The sequence below is a fragment of the Enterobacter sp. UNJFSC 003 genome (genome assembly GCF_036903355.1).
Lineage (GTDB): Bacteria > Pseudomonadota > Gammaproteobacteria > Enterobacterales > Enterobacteriaceae > Enterobacter.
Map to the genome: position 1 here is coordinate 90,591 of NZ_JBAKHK010000011.1, position 20,302 is coordinate 110,892.

The window sequence follows — 20,302 nt, forward strand, 5'->3', positions numbered from 1 at the left end:
AAACCTGCGGGCAAACGGAGAACAATAATGAGTCAACACACATCCAATCCGGCAACCCTACGCCTGCCATTTAAAGAAAAACTTGCCTATGGCATGGGCGACCTTGGCTCTAACATCCTGTTGGACATTGGCACGCTGTATCTGCTGAAGTTTTATACCGATGTGCTGGGTCTGCCAGGCACCTACGGCGGGATCATCTTCCTGATTGCAAAGTTCTTCACCGCTTTTACCGATATGGGTACCGGGATCATGCTCGATTCACGACGCAAGATCGGTCCGAAGGGAAAATTCCGTCCATTCGTGCTGTATGCGGCATTCCCGGTGACGTTACTGGCGATTGCTAACTTCGTCGGCACACCGTTTGAAATGACTGGTAAAACGGTGATGGCCACGGTGCTGTTCATGCTTTACGGCCTGTTCTTCAGCATGATGAACTGTTCTTATGGTGCCATGGTGCCCGCCATGACTAAAAATCCGGACGAGCGTGCCGCGCTTGCAGCATGGCGTCAGGGTGGCGCCACGCTGGGTCTGCTGCTCTGCACCGTAGGTTTTGTCCCGGTGATGAACCTGATTGAAGGCAATGACCAGCTTGGGTATATCTTTGCCGCAACCCTCTTCTCGCTGTTCGGTCTGTTCTTTATGTGGTGGTGCTACCGGGGCGTGACCGAACGTTACATTGAGTCTCAACCCGTCAGTCCGGCACAAAAACCGGGGCTGCTGCAGTCGTTTCGCGCCATTGCCGGTAACCGCCCGCTGTTTATTCTCTGCATTGCTAACCTGTGCACGCTGGGGGCGTTTAACGTCAAACTTGCCATTCAGGTCTATTACACGCAGTACGTGCTGAATGACCCTATTTTACTGTCGTATATGGGTTTCTTTAGCATGGGCTGCATTTTTATCGGCGTCTTTATGATGCCCGGTGCGGTTCGGCGCTTTGGCAAGAAAAAGGTCTATATCAGCGGACTCATGATTTGGGTGGCGGGCGACCTGCTCAACTACTTCTTTGGCAGCGGATCGGTGAGCTTTGTCGCATTTTCATGCCTGGCGTTCTTTGGTTCAGCCTTTGTGAACAGCCTGAACTGGGCACTGGTCTCAGATACCGTGGAGTATGGCGAGTGGCGCACCGGCGTGCGCTCCGAAGGGACGGTCTATACCGGATTTACCTTTTTCCGTAAGGTGTCTCAGGCTCTGGCTGGCTTCTTCCCGGGGATTATGCTGACGCAAATCGGTTATATCCCCAACGTGGTGCAATCGGCCGGAACGGTTGAAGGGCTAAGACAGCTGATTTTCATCTATCCGAGCATACTGGCGGTCATCACGATTTTTGCCATGGGTTGCTTCTACAACCTCAACGAGAAGATGTATGTGCGCATCGTAGAAGCGATCGAACTGCGCAAACGTACGGCATGAATGACTTGAGATAGCGCCTTTTAAGGCGCTATGAGGATCGACCATGACACACAAGACTGATCCGTTAACCCTGAAGTTGAGCCTGCGCGAGAAATGCGCCTATGGGATGGGCGATTTCGGCTCTAACCTGATGCTTTGCATCGGCACGCTGTATCTGCTGAAGTTTTACACTGATGAACTGGGTATGCCCGCTTTTTACGGTGGCATCATTTTTCTGGTCGCAAAGTTCTTTACCGCGTTTACCGACATGCTGACCGGCGTGCTGCTGGACTCACGGCGAAATATCGGCGCGAGAGGAAAATTCAGGCCGTTTATTCTCTATGCTTCTGTCCCTGTTGCCCTGGTCACCACGGCGCAATTTATGGCCAATGATTATAGCCTGACGGTGAAAACGGCCATCGCCACCGTACTCTTCATGATGTTTGGTCTCTGTTATAGCCTGATGAATTGCTCCTACGGCGCGATGGTTCCAGCGATGACGAAAAATCCTAATGAGCGCGCCCAGCTTGCAGCGTGGCGTCAGGGCGGCGCCACGGTCGGCCTGCTGCTTTGCACCGTCGGGTTTATGCCCATTCAGGCACTGTTCGTTAGCCAGCCCTCACTTGGCTATCTGGTTGCGGCTCTGGTGTTTGTCACCGGTGGGCTGTGTTGCATGTGGTGGTGCTACTGCGGCGTGAAAGAACGTTACCTGGAGATTACGCCCGATCATCATAAGCCCGGCATCATGAAGTCTTTCTGCGCCATCTTTCATAACCCTCCTCTGCTGGTTTTATGCATCGCCAACCTCTGCACCCTTGCCGCTTTTAACATCAAGCTAGCGGTTCAGGTCTATTACACCCAGTACGTGCTGAACGATCTGCAACTGCTGTCGTGGATGGGGTTTTTCAGTATGGGCTGTATTCTGGTCGGCGTGTTTCTGGTGCCTGGCGCAGTTAAGCGTTTTGGCAAAAAACCGGTCTATCTTGGTGGATTAGCATTATGGGCCGTGGGAGATGTAATGAACTTCCTGTGGGGAACCAACTCTTTGCTGTTTGTGCTTTTTTCTTGCATGGCCTTTTTTGGTACGGCGTTTGTGAACAGTCTGAACTGGGCACTGGTACCCGACACCGTTGATTATGGTGAGTGGAAAACAGGTATTCGCACAGAAGGGTCGGTTTACACGGGGTACACATTTTCACGCAAAATCTCCGCCGCCCTCGCGGGGTTCCTGCCTGGTATTATGCTGACTCAGATTGGGTATATTCCTCACGCTGTGCAGAGCGCAGGCACGCTGCTGGGATTACGCCAGCTCATTTTTCTCTGGCCCTGCGGACTGGCGATAGTTGCCGCCATCATCATGGGACTCTTTTATAAACTCAACGAAGCGCGTTTCGCGAGTATCATTGAGGAGATTGGCAAACGGAAAAAAGAGACGGGGTATTCGGCTGTTGTTACTCCTCCCACAAGGGCATCAGCGACTCCCTGACAGGCATAAAAAAAGCCGCTAAAAATCAGCGGCTTTTTGTTTATCTAAAAGAGACTAAATTAGTCTTCTTTTGGACCACGCATAGCGCGTTTACGATCGTTCTCGGTCAGGTGACGTTTACGGATACGAATAGACTGTGGAGTCACTTCTACCAGTTCGTCATCATCGATGAATTCCAGAGCTTGCTCCAGAGTCATCTTGATCGGTGGAACCAGAACCGTTGCTTCGTCAGTACCAGACGCACGCATGTTGGTCAGTTTCTTACCGGTCAGACAGTTTACAGTCAGGTCGTTAGAACGGCTGTGAATACCGATGATCTGGCCTTCGTAAACTTCTGCACCGTGACCCAGGAACAGCTTACCGCGGTCCTGCAGGCTGAACAGTGCAAACGCAACCGCTTTGCCCTGACCGTTGGAGATCAGAACGCCGTTGTTACGCTGGCCCACTTCGCCCGGACGAACGTCGTCGTAGTGGCTGAAGGTGGAGTACAGCAGACCCGTACCGGAGGTCATGGTCATGAACTCAGAACGGAAGCCGATCAGGCCACGGCTTGGGATCACGTAGTCGAGACGTACGCGGCCTTTGCCATCTGGATTCATGTTTTTCAGGTCGCCTTTACGCTCACCCAGAGCCTGCATGACAGACCCCTGATGCTGCTCCTCAACGTCCAGCGTGACGTTTTCGAACGGCTCTTGCTTACGGCCGTCGATTTCGCGGAAGATAACTTTAGGACGGGAAACCGCCATCTCGAAACCTTCACGACGCATGTTTTCGATCAGAACTGACAGGTGCAGCTCACCACGACCGGAAACGCGGAATGCATCAGCGTCTGGCGTTTCTTCAACGCGCAGTGCAACGTTATGCACCAGCTCTTTGTTCAGGCGATCAAGGATCTGACGAGAGGTAACGTATTTACCTTCTTTACCACAGAACGGAGAGGTGTTGACGTTGAAGAACATGGTTACAGTTGGTTCATCAACGGACAGGGCTGGCAGCGCTTCAACCGCCTGCGGATCGCAGATGGTATCGGAGATGTTCAGCTCACCCAGACCGGTGATTGCAATGATGTCGCCAGCTTCAGCAATGTCGCTTTCGATACGCTCAAGGCCCAGGTGAGTCAGTACTTTACCCACTTTACCGTTACGGGTTTTGCCTTCGCTATCGATGATAGTGACCTGCTGGTTAGGCTTAACTTTACCGCGCTTGATACGACCAATGCCGATTACACCAACATAGTTGTTGTAATCGAGCTGAGAGATCTGCATCTGCAGGGTGCCGTCGAGATCAACGTTTGGTGCAGGAACACGGTCAACAATCGCCTGGTACAGCGGGGTCATATCGTCAGCCATGTCTTCGTGGTCCAGACCTGCAATACCGTTCAACGCAGAAGCGTAAACGATAGGGAAGTCCAGCTGCTCGTCGGTCGCGTCGAGGTTAACGAACAGGTCGAATACCTGGTCAACAACCCAGTCCGGACGCGCGCCAGGACGGTCAACTTTGTTAATAACAACGATTGGCTTCAGACCATGGGCGAACGCCTTTTTGGTCACGAAGCGCGTCTGCGGCATTGGGCCATCCATTGCGTCAACGACCAGCAGAACGGAGTCTACCATGGACATTACACGTTCAACTTCACCACCGAAGTCGGCGTGCCCCGGGGTATCAACGATGTTGATACGGTAGTCATTCCATTTAATCGCGGTATTTTTCGCGAGGATGGTAATCCCACGTTCTTTCTCCAAATCGTTGGAGTCCATCACGCGTTCTTGAGTTTCGGCACGAGAGTCGAACGTACCGGATTGCTGCAGCAGCTTATCAACCAGGGTAGTTTTACCATGGTCGACGTGCGCGATGATGGCGATGTTACGCAAATTTTCGATCACAACTTTGCCTCAGGCATTTAGAAATAGCGCGTTATTGTACACGGATTAATCGCACTACAAAACAGGATCACAAAGATCTCCCGCAAACAAGTATTGCAGGGATGCTTTGTGATCGCTTTCACGGAGCGGTAAAAGGGCACTTTAACGTAAATTGCACCAATATGGTGCTCAATGTTCACATTGAAGCACTATACTGGTGCAACATGACCATCGTGGTGCAGCCCTTTTGCACTATGGTGCGCATGATAACGCCTTTTTGGGGTGTTTTAAAAGTTGGCACAGATTTCGCTTTATAAAAATACGGCAAAAAAATGGCACGCAGCCAGGCCAAAGCAGAATTTGAAGACCTCGTTACCACGACGACAATGACCAATCTGGAGAGTTAAGTATGTCCGCTGAACACGTTTTGACGATGCTGAACGAACATGAAGTGAAGTTTGTTGATCTGCGCTTCACTGATACCAAAGGTAAAGAACAGCACGTCACAATTCCTGCTCATCAGGTAAACGCCGAATTCTTTGAAGAAGGCAAAATGTTTGACGGCTCCTCCATTGGTGGCTGGAAAGGCATTAACGAATCCGACATGGTTCTGATGCCGGACGCGACCACTGCGCTCATTGACCCGTTCTTCGAAGAGCCTACTTTGATCATCCGTTGCGATATCCTCGAGCCAGGCACGCTGCAGGGTTACGACCGCGACCCACGCTCCATTGCTAAACGCGCTGAAGAGTATCTGCGTTCTACCGGCATTGCAGACACCGTTCTGTTCGGGCCAGAACCAGAGTTCTTCCTGTTCGACGACATTCGTTTCGGCGCGTCAATTTCAGGTTCTCACGTTGCTATCGATGACATCGAAGGCGCATGGAACTCTTCCACCAAATACGAAGGTGGTAACAAAGGTCACCGTCCAGGCGTGAAAGGCGGTTACTTCCCGGTTCCTCCGGTCGATTCTTCACAGGACATCCGTTCTACCATGTGTCTGATCATGGAAGAGATGGGTCTGGTTGTTGAAGCGCATCACCACGAAGTTGCAACCGCTGGCCAGAACGAAATCGCTACCCGCTTTAACACCATGACCAAAAAAGCGGATGAGATTCAGATCTACAAATACGTTGTTCACAACGTTGCGCACCGTTTCGGTAAAACCGCGACCTTCATGCCAAAACCAATGTTTGGTGACAACGGTTCCGGTATGCACTGCCACATGTCTCTGTCCAAGAACGGTACCAACCTGTTCTCTGGCGACAAATATGCGGGTCTGTCTGAGCAGGCGCTGCACTACATCGGTGGTGTTATCAAACACGCTAAAGCGATCAACGCCCTGGCGAACCCAACCACCAACTCCTACAAGCGTCTGGTCCCAGGCTACGAAGCACCAGTAATGCTGGCGTACTCTGCCCGTAACCGTTCTGCTTCTATCCGTATCCCGGTAGTTGCGTCTCCAAAAGCACGTCGTATCGAAGTGCGCTTCCCTGACCCAGCAGCTAACCCATACCTGTGCTTCGCAGCACTGCTGATGGCAGGTCTGGACGGTATCAAGAACAAGATCCACCCAGGCGAAGCCATGGACAAAAACCTGTACGATCTGCCGCCAGAAGAAGCGAAAGAGATCCCACAGGTTGCAGGCTCTCTGGAAGAAGCACTGAACGCGCTGGACGCTGACCGCGAGTTCCTGACCGCAGGCGGCGTGTTCACCGATGAAGCTATCGATGCTTACATCGCGCTGCGTATTGAAGAGAACGACCGCGTGCGTATGACGCCACACCCGGTTGAATTCGAACTGTACTACAGCGTTTAAGTTTTAACGGGTTTCGCGCGACCTTTTACGCGCGACCCGTAAGCAGTTTTTTAGTTGTTGCCGTGGAAACTTTCAGCCCATCTTCGGATGGGCTTTTTTGACCACCAACAACCTGATCTCACGGGCTTTTTACCGCAAAAAAGCTATACTGCACTAAATTAGTGCAAACAACTCCAGGAGACTGCTGAATGGCAACTGGCACGCTGCCCGATGCTGGGCAGATCCTCAATTCTTTAATTAACAGCATCTTGCTGGTCGACGACGAGCTGGCCGTACACTACGCCAACCCGGCGGCGCAACAGCTGCTCGCCCAGAGCGCACGCAAACTGTTTGGTACCCCACTTCCAGAATTACTGAGCTATTTTTCGCTGAACATTGGTCTGATGCAGGAGAGTTTGCAGGCCGGTCAGGGGTTCACCGATAACGAAGTGACGCTGGTCATCGACGGTCGCTCGCATATTCTGTCGCTCACCGCACAGCGTCTGCCTGAGGGGCTTATCCTGCTCGAAATGGCACCGATGGACAATCAGCGTCGACTTAGCCAGGAGCAGCTCCAGCATGCACAGCAAATTGCAGCGCGAGACCTGGTGCGAGGTCTGGCCCATGAAATCAAAAACCCATTGGGCGGGTTACGCGGGGCGGCACAGCTATTAACGAAAGCGCTGCCCGATCCTGCCCTGGCGGAATATACCAACGTCATTATTGAGCAGGCAGACCGCCTTCGTAATCTGGTTGACCGTTTGCTCGGGCCACAACAGCCCGGCATGCATGTTTCAGAAAGCATTCATAAGGTTGCTGAACGGGTGGTGAAACTCGTTTCGATGGAGCTGCCGGATAACGTCACGCTGGTGCGTGATTATGACCCTAGCCTGCCGGAACTGGCTCATGACCCGGACCAAATTGAACAGGTTCTGCTGAATATTGTACGTAATGCGCTGCAGGCGCTGGGGCCAGAAGGCGGGGAAATCGTTCTGCGCACCCGCACCGCGTTCCAGCTCACGCTCCACGGCGTACGCTACCGTCTGGCGGCACGCATCGACGTAGAGGATAACGGGCCAGGGATCCCGTCCAATTTACAGGACACCCTGTTCTACCCGATGGTGAGCGGACGCGAAGGCGGCACCGGCCTGGGATTATCCATCGCCCGCAGTTTGATCGATCAACACTCTGGCAAAATTGAATTTACCAGTTGGCCGGGCCATACCGAGTTTTCGGTTTTCCTGCCGATTAAAAAATAAAAGGTGACGTTTATGCAACGAGGGATAGTCTGGGTAGTCGATGACGATAGCTCCATCCGTTGGGTGCTTGAACGCGCGCTCACTGGGGCAGGATTAAGCTGCACGACGTTTGAGAGCGGCAGCGAAGTGCTCGATGCACTCACCACCAAAACGCCGGATGTTCTGCTCTCGGATATTCGCATGCCGGGTATGGACGGGCTGGCGCTTTTAAAACAAATCAAACAGCGCCATCCTATGCTTCCGGTCATCATAATGACGGCGCATTCCGATCTGGACGCCGCCGTGAGCGCTTACCAGCAAGGGGCGTTCGATTACCTGCCAAAACCCTTTGATATCGACGAAGCGGTCGCGCTGGTAGAACGTGCTATTAGCCACTACCAGGAACAACAGCAGCCGCGTAATGCTCCTGACTTTGGGCCAACGACGGACATCATCGGCGAAGCGCCGGCCATGCAGGATGTGTTTCGCATTATTGGCCGTCTGTCGCGTTCGTCCATTAGCGTATTGATTAACGGTGAATCAGGAACCGGTAAAGAGCTGGTTGCCCATGCGCTGCATCGCCATAGCCCACGAGCCAAAGCCCCCTTTATCGCCCTGAACATGGCGGCAATCCCAAAAGATTTGATTGAATCCGAGCTGTTCGGCCATGAAAAAGGGGCTTTTACCGGTGCAAATACCATTCGGCAGGGACGATTTGAACAGGCCGACGGCGGAACACTTTTCCTGGATGAAATCGGCGATATGCCGCTGGATGTCCAGACTCGCCTGCTGCGCGTATTAGCTGACGGACAGTTTTATCGCGTAGGCGGTTATGCCCCGGTGAAAGTGGATGTGCGGATCATCGCCGCGACGCACCAGAATCTGGAGCTACGCGTGCAGGAGGGGAAATTCCGCGAGGATTTATTCCACCGCTTGAACGTGATCCGCGTCCATCTTCCGCCGCTGCGTGAACGTCGCGAAGATATTCCACGTCTGGCTCGTCACTTTCTACAGGTGGCTGCCCGCGAACTGGGTGTCGAAGCCAAACTGCTGCACCCGGAGACCGATGCCGCCCTCACCCGCCTGGCATGGCCAGGTAACGTGCGTCAGTTGGAAAACACCTGTCGCTGGCTGACCGTGATGGCCGCAGGGCAAGAAGTGCTGATTCAGGATTTACCGGCAGAGCTGTTTGAAGCAACGGCCCCAGAAAGCAGCTCCGGGCACACGCTGCCGGACAGCTGGGCGACACTGCTGGCGCAATGGGCCGATCGGGCACTGCGTTCCGGTCATCAAAACTTGCTCTCTGAAGCTCAGCCTGAGATGGAGCGCACGCTGTTAACGACTGCGCTTCGTCATACTCAGGGTCATAAGCAGGAAGCCGCTCGCCTGCTGGGATGGGGACGTAATACGTTGACGCGTAAGCTGAAAGAGTTGGGCATGGAGTGAATGTCGTGCTGCGTTGTAGGCCCGGTGGCGTGACCACCGCCGGGCAATACAGCTAAATAACGCGCGAGAACTGCTGCAGACGCGCTTTCTGGCGTAGATAAGCGTCAAAGCACATGCAGATATTACGAATCAACAGACGCCCTTTTGGCGTGACCTCAATTGCACTCTCAGAAACATCCACCAGCCCATCTTTCGCCAGCGGCGCAATCAGCTTCAGGTCTTCGGCAAAGTACTCGCTAAATTGCAGATCCCATTGCGCCTCTACAGCGCTGAAGTCGAGACGGAAGTTGCAGATAAGCGCCTTGATGACGTCACGACGAATGCAATCGTCGCGGGTCAGCGCAATGCCGCGCCACAGGGCATTACCCGTTTCATCCACCTGCTGATAGTACTGCTTTAACTCTTTCTGGTTTTGCGCATAACAATCGCCAAGCATGCTGATGGCGGAGACGCCCATCCCAAGCAAATCGGTATCACCCTGGGTGGTGTAGCCCTGGAAGTTGCGGTGCAGCACCCCTTCACGTTGGGCAATCGCCAGTTCGTCATCCGGCCGAGCAAAGTGATCCATACCGATAAACTGATAGCCTGCGTCAGTGAGCGACGTGATGGTTTCCTGCAGGATATCCAGCTTCTGTTGGGCAGAAGGCAGATCGGCATCTTTGATTTTGCGTTGCGCAGCAAACAGCGTTGGCAGATGCGCATAGTTAAAGACGCTCAGGCGATCCGGGTTAAGCTCAGCCACGCGGTTCAGCGTGAAGGCGAAACTCTCCGGCGTCTGCTTTGGCAGGCCGTAAATCAAGTCGATGTTGGTCGAGGTGAAGCCAATTTCACGCGCATGGTTGAGTAAGGCAAAGATAAACGCTTCGTCCTGCTCGCGGTTCACCAGACGCTGCACCTCTTTGTTGAAGTCCTGCACTCCCATGCTCAGGCGGTTAAAACCTTCTGAGCGTAAGTGATCCAGTACATCCAGCTCTATTTCGCGGGGATCGACTTCGATCGAGATTTCGGCGTTGTCATTAAAATTAAAGTTACCCCGCAGCAGCGTCATTAAGCGGCTGATCTGGACTTTATTCAGATAGGTTGGCGTACCGCCGCCCCAGTGAAGCTGGCTGACATGACGCCCGGCAAACAGCGGCGCGCGATGCAGAATTTCCTGCTCAAGCGCATCGAGATAGTGATCGGCTTTATGCTGCTGGCGGGTAACAATTTTATTGCAGCCGCAGAAGTAGCAGAGCTTGTGGCAGAACGGAATATGGACATAGAGCGAAAGCGGTCGCTCCGGATAACGGCCGACAGCCTGCTGGAAATCCACGTCACCGAATGCATCAGAAAACTCCAGCGCGGTGGGATAAGAGGTATAACGCGGCCCGGAATAGTTATATTTCTGGATTAGGGCCAAATCCCAGTCGATAGATGGTACAGACATGCTCACTCCTTCCGTTGGTGTCGCGTTCGTTTACGGCGGCCCGGTCTGGCCCCATTCCGGGCCATCATTCGGGTGCGCAGCCACTTCCGTCGCCGCGACAACCGCCGTAGTTTAACGAATAACCACACCAGATAACATATAACCGGAAGGGTTATAAGCAGGACGAGTGTCCCAGCCGGGTGCAAATGTTAATTTCCACCCTTCAGAAGACGCATCATATCTTCCTGCTTTTCGTCTTCTTCTTCATCTTCGTCATCGTCGTACGACAGACCCAGCTTCTGCATCAGTTCATCGATGCGATCCAGTTTGGCATCTACCCATGACTGCTCTTCCGCGGTCAGGGCTTCACCCTCTTCAAGACGTTCCAGCAGCGCATCCAGGCGCTCATCGTTCTCCAGCAAATCCAGCTCAGCCTGCGGTGAAAGCATAGGTTTCTCGCTCTTAGGTTTGTGCTGCTTAATGACTGGGGTGTCTGTCACGCCCAGTGGAATGGGAGTTTTACTGCCGATACGGGGATCTTTCTGCGCCTTGCCCTTTGCAGAAGAGCTTGCAGCATCGCTACCGCTTGCACGGCTACCCGCAGCGTGACCACGGTGCTTTTTATCGCGTTTGCGATCGCGCGCTTCCTGGTTCAATTCTTCGCGCGTTTTGCGGCGTGCTTTTGCAGGGCGTTTAGCGCCCACTGCGGAGGTCGGTTTTTTCATGAGGTTTTATCTTTAAGCCGTTTTCTTCAGTATAGAATTGCGGCGAAATCTAGCAGAAAGCAAGCAAAGAAAAAAGGCGACAGAGCAATCTGTCGCCTTTTTTCCTGACTCACAACCCTTAGCGGGTCACACATTCCGTGTTTGCCAACAACAAACCCTGTTTATCCCTTGGCTAATACCGTCCGTGATACGGTTCCATTTCCTGTTAAAACGCCTCCAGGCGCTGGTCATCCTGACAATCCTGAGTCTTCGCCTCCTGGCGCTCCTGACCCTTATCCTTAAGTCAATATCCTGTTGGCATCCTCGCCTTGCCGAACACTTTACCTTGTTCCACTAAACTAACAAGCAACGAAAGAGTACAAAAACGGATTTTCAGATTATTACTCAAATATAACCATTTGATTTTTAAAAATTTGCATTTTTTTACGCCTGCGATTTCTCTTAAATCTCCTATAGTGCTAAGGGCAGATCTCCTACAGCTTGCAGGGTTTTCGCCTACAGGTTAACTGCAATGAAAAAAGTCTTTTGCCCGCATTCAGGTATAATCCCCACAGATTACGATTTTTGGAGACGACCACGTGACTACTTGGAACTACCAACAGACGCATTTTGTCACCAGTGCGCCCGATATCCGCCACCTACCTTCTGATACCGGCATTGAAGTTGCCTTTGCCGGCCGCTCCAATGCGGGAAAATCCAGCGCTCTGAATGCGCTGACTAATCAGAAGAGCCTGGCGCGTACCTCAAAAACACCTGGCCGTACTCAGCTGATTAACCTGTTTGAAGTGGCAGAAGGCAAACGCCTGGTCGACTTGCCAGGATACGGTTTTGCGCAAGTACCAGAAGAGATGAAGATCAAATGGCAGCGCGCACTGGGTGAATACCTGGAAAAACGCCTGTGTCTGAAGGGCCTGGTGGTGCTGATGGATATTCGCCACCCGCTGAAAGATCTTGATCAGCAGATGATCGACTGGGCTGTGGCGAGCGATATTGCCGTGCTGGTGCTGCTGACAAAAGCGGATAAGCTGGCAAGCGGTGCGCGCAAAGCGCAGGTGAATATGGTTCGCGAAGCGGTTCTGGCATTCAACGGTGATGTGCAGGTTGAGCCATTCTCCTCGCTGAAAAAGCAAGGTGTGGACAAACTGCGTCAGAAGCTCGATACCTGGTTTAACGAGCTGGAACCCGCGACGGAAGCGGAAGAAGAGTAATACCGAGCGCGGCAATGTCCGCGCTTTTTTTTTGCCCAATCTTTTCTTTGCCGCAATAAAAAACGCCCCAGTCATTACTGACTGGGGCGGCTAAAATATTCAGCCAAATCCGATTACGTGAAGTAAAAGGTCTGAAAGATAGAACATCTTACCTCTGTACCCTACGCCGCTAACTCTACCCCTTTTTTTTGTGTAGACAAAGCACTTTTTGTAGTTTTTTTTCATTCTTTACATAGGGAATTCTAATGATCGTCACAAAACGCACGTCGTTATGTTGCTAACTTACATAAAACGCGCGTTATTCGTTGAACCCTTAGTGAGCCTGATCCCAGTTTTCACCACTCCCCACTTCCACCAGCAACGGCACATCCAGTTTCATGCTGCTTTCCATAAGTTCGTGGATCTTCTGTGACACGTTTTTCAGGTCATCTTTATGCACTTCGAACACCAGTTCATCGTGAACCTGCATGATCATTTTCACGCGAGGTTTCTCGGTTTCCAACCAGCCATCGACAGCGATCATTGCGCGCTTAATGATATCAGCAGCGGTACCCTGCATAGGGGCGTTGATTGCAGCGCGTTCTGCGCCAGCGCGGCGCGCAGCGTTACTGGATTTAATATCGGGTAAATAGAGACGTCGACCATCCAGCGTTTCGACGTAACCTTTCTCCTTCGCCTGTGCACGGGTACGTTCCATATACTCCAGTACGCCCGGGTAACGCTCGAAGTAAAGATCCATATACTTCTGAGACTCTTTACGTGGAATGTTGAGCTGGCGTGACAGACCAAAGGCACTCATACCGTAAATCAAACCAAAGTTGATCGCTTTCGCGCTGCGGCGCTGTTCATTTGTCACGCTGTCCAGCGGCAGGCCAAACACTTCTGCAGCCGTCGCCCGGTGAATATCCTTCCCTTCTGCAAAAGCCGTCAGGAGACCTTTATCACGTGACAGGTGCGCCATAATACGCAACTCGATTTGTGAGTAGTCCGCAGAGACAATCAGGTAATCGTCTGGTGCAATGAAAGCCTGGCGGATGCGACGACCTTCTTCATTGCGGACCGGAATGTTCTGCAGGTTTGGATCGGTCGAAGAGAGACGCCCGGTTGCTGCAACGGCCTGATGATAGGAGGTATGCACGCGCCCTGTTTTTGGGTTAATCATCAGCGGAAGCTTATCGGTGTAAGTCGATTTCAGCTTCGCCAGGCCCCGATACTGGAGGATGACTTTTGGCAGCGGATAATCCAGAGCCAGCTCTTCCAGCACCTCTTCAGAGGTTGATGGTGCGCCACCAGGGGTTTTCTTCAGCGGCTTGATACCCTGCTTTTCAAACAAAATGGTTTGCAGCTGTTTTGGTGACGAGAGGTTAAACGCCTCACCAGCAAGCTCATGAGCCTTTTGCTCAAGTTCAGTTAAACGCTGTGCGAGCTCACCCGAGTGATTATGCAACACGGTGGGATCAATTTTTACGCCGTTACGCTCAATGCGTGAAAGTACAGGCACCAGCGGCATCTCAATATTCTGGAAGACGTTTAGAGGGCCTTCTTGCTTTTGCAGTTTTGGCCACATCTTCAAGTGCAGCTGCAACGTTACATCTGCATCTTCTGCCGCATAGCGACCCGCTTCTTCAAGGGCGATTTGGTTAAAGGTCAGCTGATTCTTGCCTTTTCCAGCAATCTCTTCAAAGGTGATGGTTTTGTGCTTCAGCCAGCGGTCCGACAAGGAATCCATATCATGACGTCCCGCCACGCTGTCCAGAATGTAGGATTCCAGCATGGTATCGAAGGCGATACCCCGCAGCTCAATACCGTAGTTTTGCAGAATACCGCGGTCGTATTTCAGGTTTTGCCCTACCTTTAGTACCTTGTCATCTTCCAGAATCGGCTTCAGCAGTTCTAGCACGCGGTCACGTGAGATCTGCTCCGGCGCATCCAAATAATCGTGCGCCACAGGAACGTAGGCCGCGATACCTGGCTCAATGGCAAAAGACAGACCCACCATATTGGCCAGGATGTTATCAAGGCTGTCCGTTTCCGTATCGAAGGCAAATACAGGTGCCTTTTTCAGCTTCTCGATCCAGGCAACCAGCTGCGACTCTTCGAGAATGGTTTCGTACTTGTCGAAGGAGAGCGTTACGGCTTCTTCTTCAGCCTGATCTGCAGCATCAACAACGAGGGTCTCTTTTGGCTTAGAAGACGGTTTCGCCCCTTTTGCCTGCAGCCATTTACCGTTTTCTACGTCAGTGATCCAGCGTTTGAATTCGTATTGCTTAAACAGGGCAAGAAGATCTTCTGCAGAAGGTTGTTGAACTTCAAGTTGTTCGCAGCCCAGCTCCAGTTCTACATCAGTTTTGATGGTTGCCAGCTTATAGGAGAGATAAGCCACCTCTTTGTTCTCGACAAGCTTACCGGCCATGTTTTTTGCACCGCGGAAGGTAAGCCCGGCGATTTTGTCAGATTCCGCATACAGCGTATCCAGACCACCAAGACCCTGCAGCAGCGCCTGCGCGGTTTTTTCACCCACGCCCGGCACACCAGGGATGTTATCCGAGGAGTCGCCCATTAACGCAAGGAAATCAATAATCAGCTCTGGCGGCACGCCATATTTTGCAACCACCTCTTCTGGCCCCAGAATGGTGTTGGTCATGGTATTAATCAGCGTGATCCCAGGCGTGACCAACTGCGCCATATCTTTATCACCGGTGCTGATCAGTACTGGACGACCCATTTTTTCTGCTTCACGAGCCAGGGTACCGATGACGTCATCGGCCTCAACCCCTGAAACAGCGAGCAGTGGCAGACCCATCGCTTTTACCATGGTGTGAAGTGGCTCAATCTGCGCACGCAGATCGTCAGGCATTGGCGGACGGTGAGATTTGTAATGCTCAAATAGCTCGTCACGGAAGGTTTTGCCTTTCGCATCAAACACGACTGCCGCATGCGTTGGCTGATACTGAAGGATCAGGCTACGCAGCATGTTAAGCACGCCGTACATTGCGCCAGTAGGTTCCCCAGCACTGTTGGTCAGAGGAGGAAACGCATGATACGCCCGATACAGGTAAGAGGAGCCGTCGACGAGAATAAGAGGGTTTTCTGGAATCTGAACCATAATGTCCGTGCCTTTAATCAATTTATGGGTAAAGGATGCCACAGACGAATGAAAACATCAGTTATTAGCGCCTGATACAGGAAAAGATTTTGTGATCGGGAGGATCGCTCGCAAAATTCAATCTGTGGATAAGTTTGTGCATACTTTCAATGCATATGAATAACAGAGACTAATTTTCCATATGGAATAATATTTAACCTTTTATTATCATGACATTAAGATCGTCATTTAGATCCATATTGCTAACTGATGACAATTTAGTCTATGTGGATATAAGCCCAGATTATCTCGGAAGCATAGCGAAATCTTCTGCCATAGGGTAAAAGCCGCCGTTCCCCACGTGAAAGCCCCATTGTTTACCTGTTTTCTGTTAGAATCAGCGCCCAGCGCCGGTTAGCCGGTTGCTCACTTACCGCTAACCACCTGAAAAAGCACATCATGTCGAGATTGCTCGCTACATTAACCTTACTGCTAAGCATCATTTTAACCATTCTGGTAACTATCGCCTGTTCAGTGCCGATCATTATCGCTGGAATAATTAAACTGCTTTTGCCTGTTCCGCCAGTGTGGCGAGCGGTATCTGCATTTTGTAATTTTATGATGTATTGCTGGTGCGAAGGGTTAGCGATCCTGCTTTACCTGAATCCATACCTTAAGTGGGATGTTCAGGGCCTGGAAAGACTGAATAAAAAGAACTGGTATCTGCTGATCGGGAATCATCACAGTTGGGCTGATATCGTGGTGTTATGCGTGCTGTTTCGCAAGCATATCCCAATGAATAAATACTTTCTGAAACAGCAGCTGGCCTGGGTACCTTTTATTGGCCTTGCCTGCTGGGCGCTGGATATGCCGTTTATGAAACGCTATTCACGGAGCTACTTAATTCGTCATCCCGAGCAACGTGGTAAGGATGTGGAAACCACACGCCGCTCTTGTGAGAAGTTTCGCGCGCATCCAACGACCATCGTTAACTTTGTAGAAGGTTCCCGTTTTACGGATGAGAAGCGTCAACAGACACGCTCACCCTATCACAACCTGCTACCGCCAAAGGCCGCGGGCATTGCGATGGCACTTAACGTGTTGGGAGAACAGTTTGATAAGCTACTGAACGTCACGCTTTGCTACCCGAAAAACGATAGCACGCCCTTCTACGATATGCTCAGCGGCAAGCTAACACGCATTGTGGTTCATGTTGATTTGATACCAATTAATGCAGAATTACACGGTGATTACGTTAACGATAAAAACTTCAAACGTCGTTTTCAGCTTTGGCTCAATACGCTCTGGAAAGAGAAAGACGAGCAGATAGACAATATTAAATCCGCATACAAAAACGCCGGTCATTGACCGGCGTTTTTACATCACTAGGTTACTTTTTCTCAACCAGGTATTTCACGGTGTCTGCGTACTGCTGTACGAAAATATCCATGCTGCTGGTATCCATGCCCTGCATGTTCAACTGGTATTTACCGTTAACAAACATCGCCGGCACCCCTTGCAACTGCAGGTCAGAGGCTGCTTTTTCCTGCTGAGCCACCAGTGATTTCACCACAAAGCTGTTCCAGGCAGCATCGTATTCCTCACCTTTCACACCTGCATCAACAAACACTTTACGGATATCTGCAGTTGTCTGAACTGTCTGGGTTTTCTGAACAGCTTCAAACATTGGCGCAGTGATCTTATCTTCAACGCCCAGTGCGATTGCCACTGCCCATGCCTGAGTCAGGTCTTTGCCCAATGGGCCCAGGAACTCAACGTGGTACTTGGTCATTTTGGTGCCTTCTGGCAGCTTTTTCTTCACGTTGTCAGATACATGCAGCACCTGCTCGAACTGATAGCAATGTGGGCAATAGAACGAGAAGAACTCCAGAACCTGTGGCTCACCAGCCACTGGTTTATCCAGCGTAATGAACTGCTTACCGTCGGTAAACTGTGCAGCAGATGCGCTAAATGCCAGAATCATACCTGCCAGCGCCAGCCAAATTTTTTTCATGATTAACTCTCTCCTGGGTGTGTCCAATTAATACATCGGCGTTAATTGCAGAGGGGGTTCCTGAAGAACCTTAACCTGCTCGGTAAATGTGGATATCTGGTTGCGCCAGTAATCCTCCCCGGTAAGCCACGGGAAATTTCGGGGAAATGCGGGGTCATCCCAACGCCTGATTAACCATGCGAGATAATAAACAAAACGCATCGCACGTAAAGGTTCTATCAAGGCAATTTCGTCTGAATTAAAGGGAGTGAATTCTTCATACGCTTCAATGATCGTTTCAAGCTGCATACGCTGCTCGGCTTTGTCGCCGTTGAGCAGCATCCACAAATCCTGAACGGCAGGCCCCATTCGCGCATCATCAAGATCGACAAAAAGAGGACCATCACGCCAGAGAATATTACCCGCATGGCAATCACCGTGCAGACGCAGCGTGGAAATATCATCGCGCCAGCAGGTTTTTATTGCAGCAATGAGCTTATCCGTTGCCTTAAGGAAATTAACCTTTAGCGCCTTGGGAATAAGTGCGGACGTTTCGAATACCTGGCGAGGCTCCAGAAGATACTCCTGGATACCGATAGTCGGGCGGGCGATAAAAGGTTTTTTGTTACCCGTCTGATGGATGCGCCCAAGATAGCGAGCAACCCATTCCATTTGATCGATATTGTCAGCTTCAAACTGACGGCCGCCAAGGCTGGGAAATACGGCGTAGTAAAACCCTTCGTGCGTGAGCAGCGTTTGGTCATTAAATTTCAATGGCGCAGCAACAGGGACGTCATCATCCAGCAGATCGTGGGCAAACTGATGCTCTTCCTGAATTTGTTCTGCAGACCAGCGCTGAGGACGATAGAACTTTACAACGAAGCGCTGGCGATCCTCGTCCTGAAATTGATAAACGCGATTTTCGTAGCTGTTTAAAGGGGTTAACCCGGAATCCACTCGAATACCCTGCTCGAACAGCGCATCCATAATGGTATCCGGGTGTAATGTCTGGAAAGTAAAAGCCTGGTCGTTCATCCGATCATCCGGAAATTATACGAATGATTCAGGATATCATCTTGTGGCGATTTCGGTGGCGCCGCTTACAAGCTTTTACTCTTTAATTACGCCACGAGCGCGCAGCAAAGCGGTTTTAAAATCTTCCTCATAATCTTTCTGAATACCAGGGATTACAGCATCTTTGGCAGAATCGCGCATTTTGAGGTGGTAGATCAGGATGTCGTCAGAAAGGTCCGTCAGTTCACCGTCAAAACCTGACTCTTTCGCCAGTTTCTGTAAAAATTGCATCAGATTTAGCTCTGGCTCTTTTTGCCAGGCGGGCTGGAGGAGTTCAATAACTTCATTCAGACGTTTACATTTCATGGTGGTGCTCCTTTCATTTAGAGTGACACGTTAGCAGGGTCAATCCCACAATAAAAGAGGCGATATTCGTGAATCTTAGCCAGGAAATCATCGGGGTCGTTCTGGCAGGTGGCAGAGCGACACGAATGGGGGGAAAAGATAAGGGGCTTCAGCTCCTGAACGGCAAGCCCTTATGGCTATGTGTCGCTGATACGCTCGCAGGCCAGGTGACGACAATGGTCATCAGTGCTAACAGGCATATCGACACTTACCAGCGCAGCGGATACGCCGTTTACCCAGACATCCTTAAAGATTACCCGGGACCACTGGCCGGTATGCTTTCGATCATGCAACAGTCTCACGGAGAGTGGTTTATATTCTGCCCCTGCGATACCCCGTTTATTCCGTCCTGTCTTGTCGAGCGTTTGTTTCTGCTTCGTGGTACAGCTCCTGTGGTGTGGGTACATGACGGCGAGCGTGACCATCCTGCTATCGCGTTGATGCACCGATCGCTAGCACCTGCCCTGCAGACGTATCTGGCTGCGGGAGAGCGCAGGGTGATGGTTTTTATGCGCGACTCTGGCGGCCATCCCGTTGATTTTAGCGATTTGAAATCAGCGTTTGTGAACGTGAATACGAGTGAAGATTTGCAGATGATGCAGGAGAAAAAATGATACCAGTTCTCGCCATTTCCGCCTGGAGTGGGACCGGGAAAACCACGCTACTGAAAAAGCTCATTCCCGCGCTTTATGCCAGAGGTATTCGTCCAGGATTGATCAAGCACACCCACCATAATATGGATGTCGATAAACCGGGCAAAGATAGCTATGCGTTGCGTAAAGCGGGTGCAGCGCAAACGATGGTGGCAAGTAGCCAGCGCTGGGCGTTAATGACAGAAACGCCGGATGAGGCACCGCTGGATCTCGCTTATCTGGTTAGTCGGATGGATCATTCCACGCTGGATTTGGTACTGGTTGAGGGTTTTAAACATGAGGCCGTACCTAAGATCCTGCTATTCCGAAGCGATGCCGGGCATGATGTTAGCGAGTTAACGCTGGATGAGCATGTGATTGCCGTAGCCAGTGATACTGTATTGCCGCTTGAGGTTCCGCTGCTGGATTTAAATGATGTGGATGGGATTGCGGAGTTTATTGTGACATGGAGTGCGGTCTGACTTGCCGGATGGCGGCTTCGCCTTACCCGGTCTACAAAATTCGGTTAGTTCAGAAATGCAAAAAGGCCATCCTTGCGGATGGCCTCTTCACTTGTTTGATGCCTGGCAGTTCCCTACTCTCACATGGGGAGACC

Annotated in this window: 16 protein-coding genes; 9 read left to right on the forward strand and 7 right to left on the reverse strand. The window is 51.4% G+C overall.

Translation table 11 applies throughout. The features are described 5' to 3' along the window. The first annotated feature begins 27 nt into the window (after positions 1–27). On the forward strand, positions 28–1,410 hold the full coding sequence (locus V5P19_RS19445) for an MFS transporter (RefSeq protein WP_334406585.1): 1,383 nt from the start codon (positions 28–30) through the stop codon (positions 1,408–1,410). A gap of 43 nt (positions 1,411–1,453) precedes the next feature. Beyond that, entirely contained in the window at positions 1,454–2,875 is a 1,422-nt protein-coding gene (locus V5P19_RS19450) for an MFS transporter (RefSeq protein WP_334406587.1), read from the forward strand. A 59-nt stretch (positions 2,876–2,934) separates the two neighbouring features. On the opposite strand, the gene typA is transcribed toward V5P19_RS19450, so the two are convergent. Continuing rightward, entirely contained in the window at positions 2,935–4,758 is a 1,824-nt protein-coding gene (typA, locus tag V5P19_RS19455; RefSeq protein WP_334406589.1) for a ribosome-dependent GTPase TypA, read from the reverse strand. A gap of 388 nt (positions 4,759–5,146) precedes the next feature. Between typA and glnA the strand changes: the two genes are divergently transcribed. From glnA to glnG, 3 genes are all read left to right on the forward strand, one after another. Next, complete coding sequence (gene glnA / locus V5P19_RS19460; RefSeq protein WP_010436828.1) at positions 5,147–6,556, forward strand: glutamate--ammonia ligase; 1,410 nt, start codon at positions 5,147–5,149, stop codon at positions 6,554–6,556. A gap of 188 nt (positions 6,557–6,744) precedes the next feature. Beyond that, positions 6,745–7,794, forward strand: coding sequence for a nitrogen regulation protein NR(II) (gene glnL, locus V5P19_RS19465; RefSeq protein WP_334406593.1), 1,050 nt, complete (start codon positions 6,745–6,747; stop codon positions 7,792–7,794). A 12-nt stretch (positions 7,795–7,806) separates the two neighbouring features. Further along, positions 7,807–9,219, forward strand: a complete 1,413-nt coding sequence (gene glnG / locus V5P19_RS19470) for a nitrogen regulation protein NR(I) (RefSeq protein WP_334406595.1) — start codon at positions 7,807–7,809, stop codon at positions 9,217–9,219. A 52-nt stretch (positions 9,220–9,271) separates the two neighbouring features. Here glnG and hemN read toward each other — a convergent pair whose 3' ends face one another. Further along, entirely contained in the window at positions 9,272–10,645 is a 1,374-nt protein-coding gene (gene hemN, locus V5P19_RS19475; RefSeq protein WP_334406598.1) for an oxygen-independent coproporphyrinogen III oxidase, read from the reverse strand. Between the two features lie 188 nt (positions 10,646–10,833). Then, a complete protein-coding gene (gene yihI, locus V5P19_RS19480; RefSeq protein ID WP_334406600.1) occupies positions 10,834–11,349 on the reverse strand; it encodes a Der GTPase-activating protein YihI in 516 nt (171 codons plus the stop codon). Positions 11,350–11,927: 578 nt separating this feature from the next. On the opposite strand from yihI, the gene yihA reads away from it, so the two are divergent. Next, complete coding sequence (gene yihA / locus V5P19_RS19485; protein ID WP_119938071.1) at positions 11,928–12,557, forward strand: ribosome biogenesis GTP-binding protein YihA/YsxC; 630 nt, start codon at positions 11,928–11,930, stop codon at positions 12,555–12,557. Between the two features lie 313 nt (positions 12,558–12,870). Here yihA and polA read toward each other — a convergent pair whose 3' ends face one another. After that, positions 12,871–15,663 (reverse strand): DNA polymerase I, encoded by a 2,793-nt coding sequence (polA, locus tag V5P19_RS19490; protein WP_334406608.1) that lies wholly within the window; start codon positions 15,661–15,663, stop codon positions 12,871–12,873. Between the two features lie 438 nt (positions 15,664–16,101). Between polA and V5P19_RS19495 the strand changes: the two genes are divergently transcribed. Continuing rightward, complete coding sequence (locus tag V5P19_RS19495; protein WP_334406610.1) at positions 16,102–17,010, forward strand: acyltransferase; 909 nt, start codon at positions 16,102–16,104, stop codon at positions 17,008–17,010. Positions 17,011–17,032: 22 nt separating this feature from the next. On the opposite strand, the gene dsbA is transcribed toward V5P19_RS19495, so the two are convergent. The 3 genes from dsbA to V5P19_RS19510 form a co-directional block, all read right to left on the reverse strand. Next, positions 17,033–17,656, reverse strand: a complete 624-nt coding sequence (dsbA, locus tag V5P19_RS19500) for a thiol:disulfide interchange protein DsbA (protein ID WP_334406612.1) — start codon at positions 17,654–17,656, stop codon at positions 17,033–17,035. A gap of 27 nt (positions 17,657–17,683) precedes the next feature. Next, entirely contained in the window at positions 17,684–18,670 is a 987-nt protein-coding gene (locus tag V5P19_RS19505) for a serine/threonine protein kinase (protein WP_334406614.1), read from the reverse strand. A gap of 75 nt (positions 18,671–18,745) precedes the next feature. Beyond that, positions 18,746–19,015: a YihD family protein gene (locus V5P19_RS19510; RefSeq protein WP_010436801.1), complete on the reverse strand. Its 270-nt coding sequence runs from the start codon at positions 19,013–19,015 to the stop codon at positions 18,746–18,748. Between the two features lie 68 nt (positions 19,016–19,083). Here V5P19_RS19510 and mobA point away from each other — a divergent pair, with 68 nt between their 5' ends. Continuing rightward, entirely contained in the window at positions 19,084–19,668 is a 585-nt protein-coding gene (gene mobA / locus V5P19_RS19515; RefSeq protein ID WP_334406619.1) for a molybdenum cofactor guanylyltransferase MobA, read from the forward strand. Continuing rightward, entirely contained in the window at positions 19,665–20,168 is a 504-nt protein-coding gene (mobB, locus tag V5P19_RS19520; protein ID WP_334406620.1) for a molybdopterin-guanine dinucleotide biosynthesis protein MobB, read from the forward strand. Before mobA ends, mobB begins: the two co-directional genes overlap by 4 nt. Positions 20,169–20,302 lie beyond the last annotated feature (134 nt).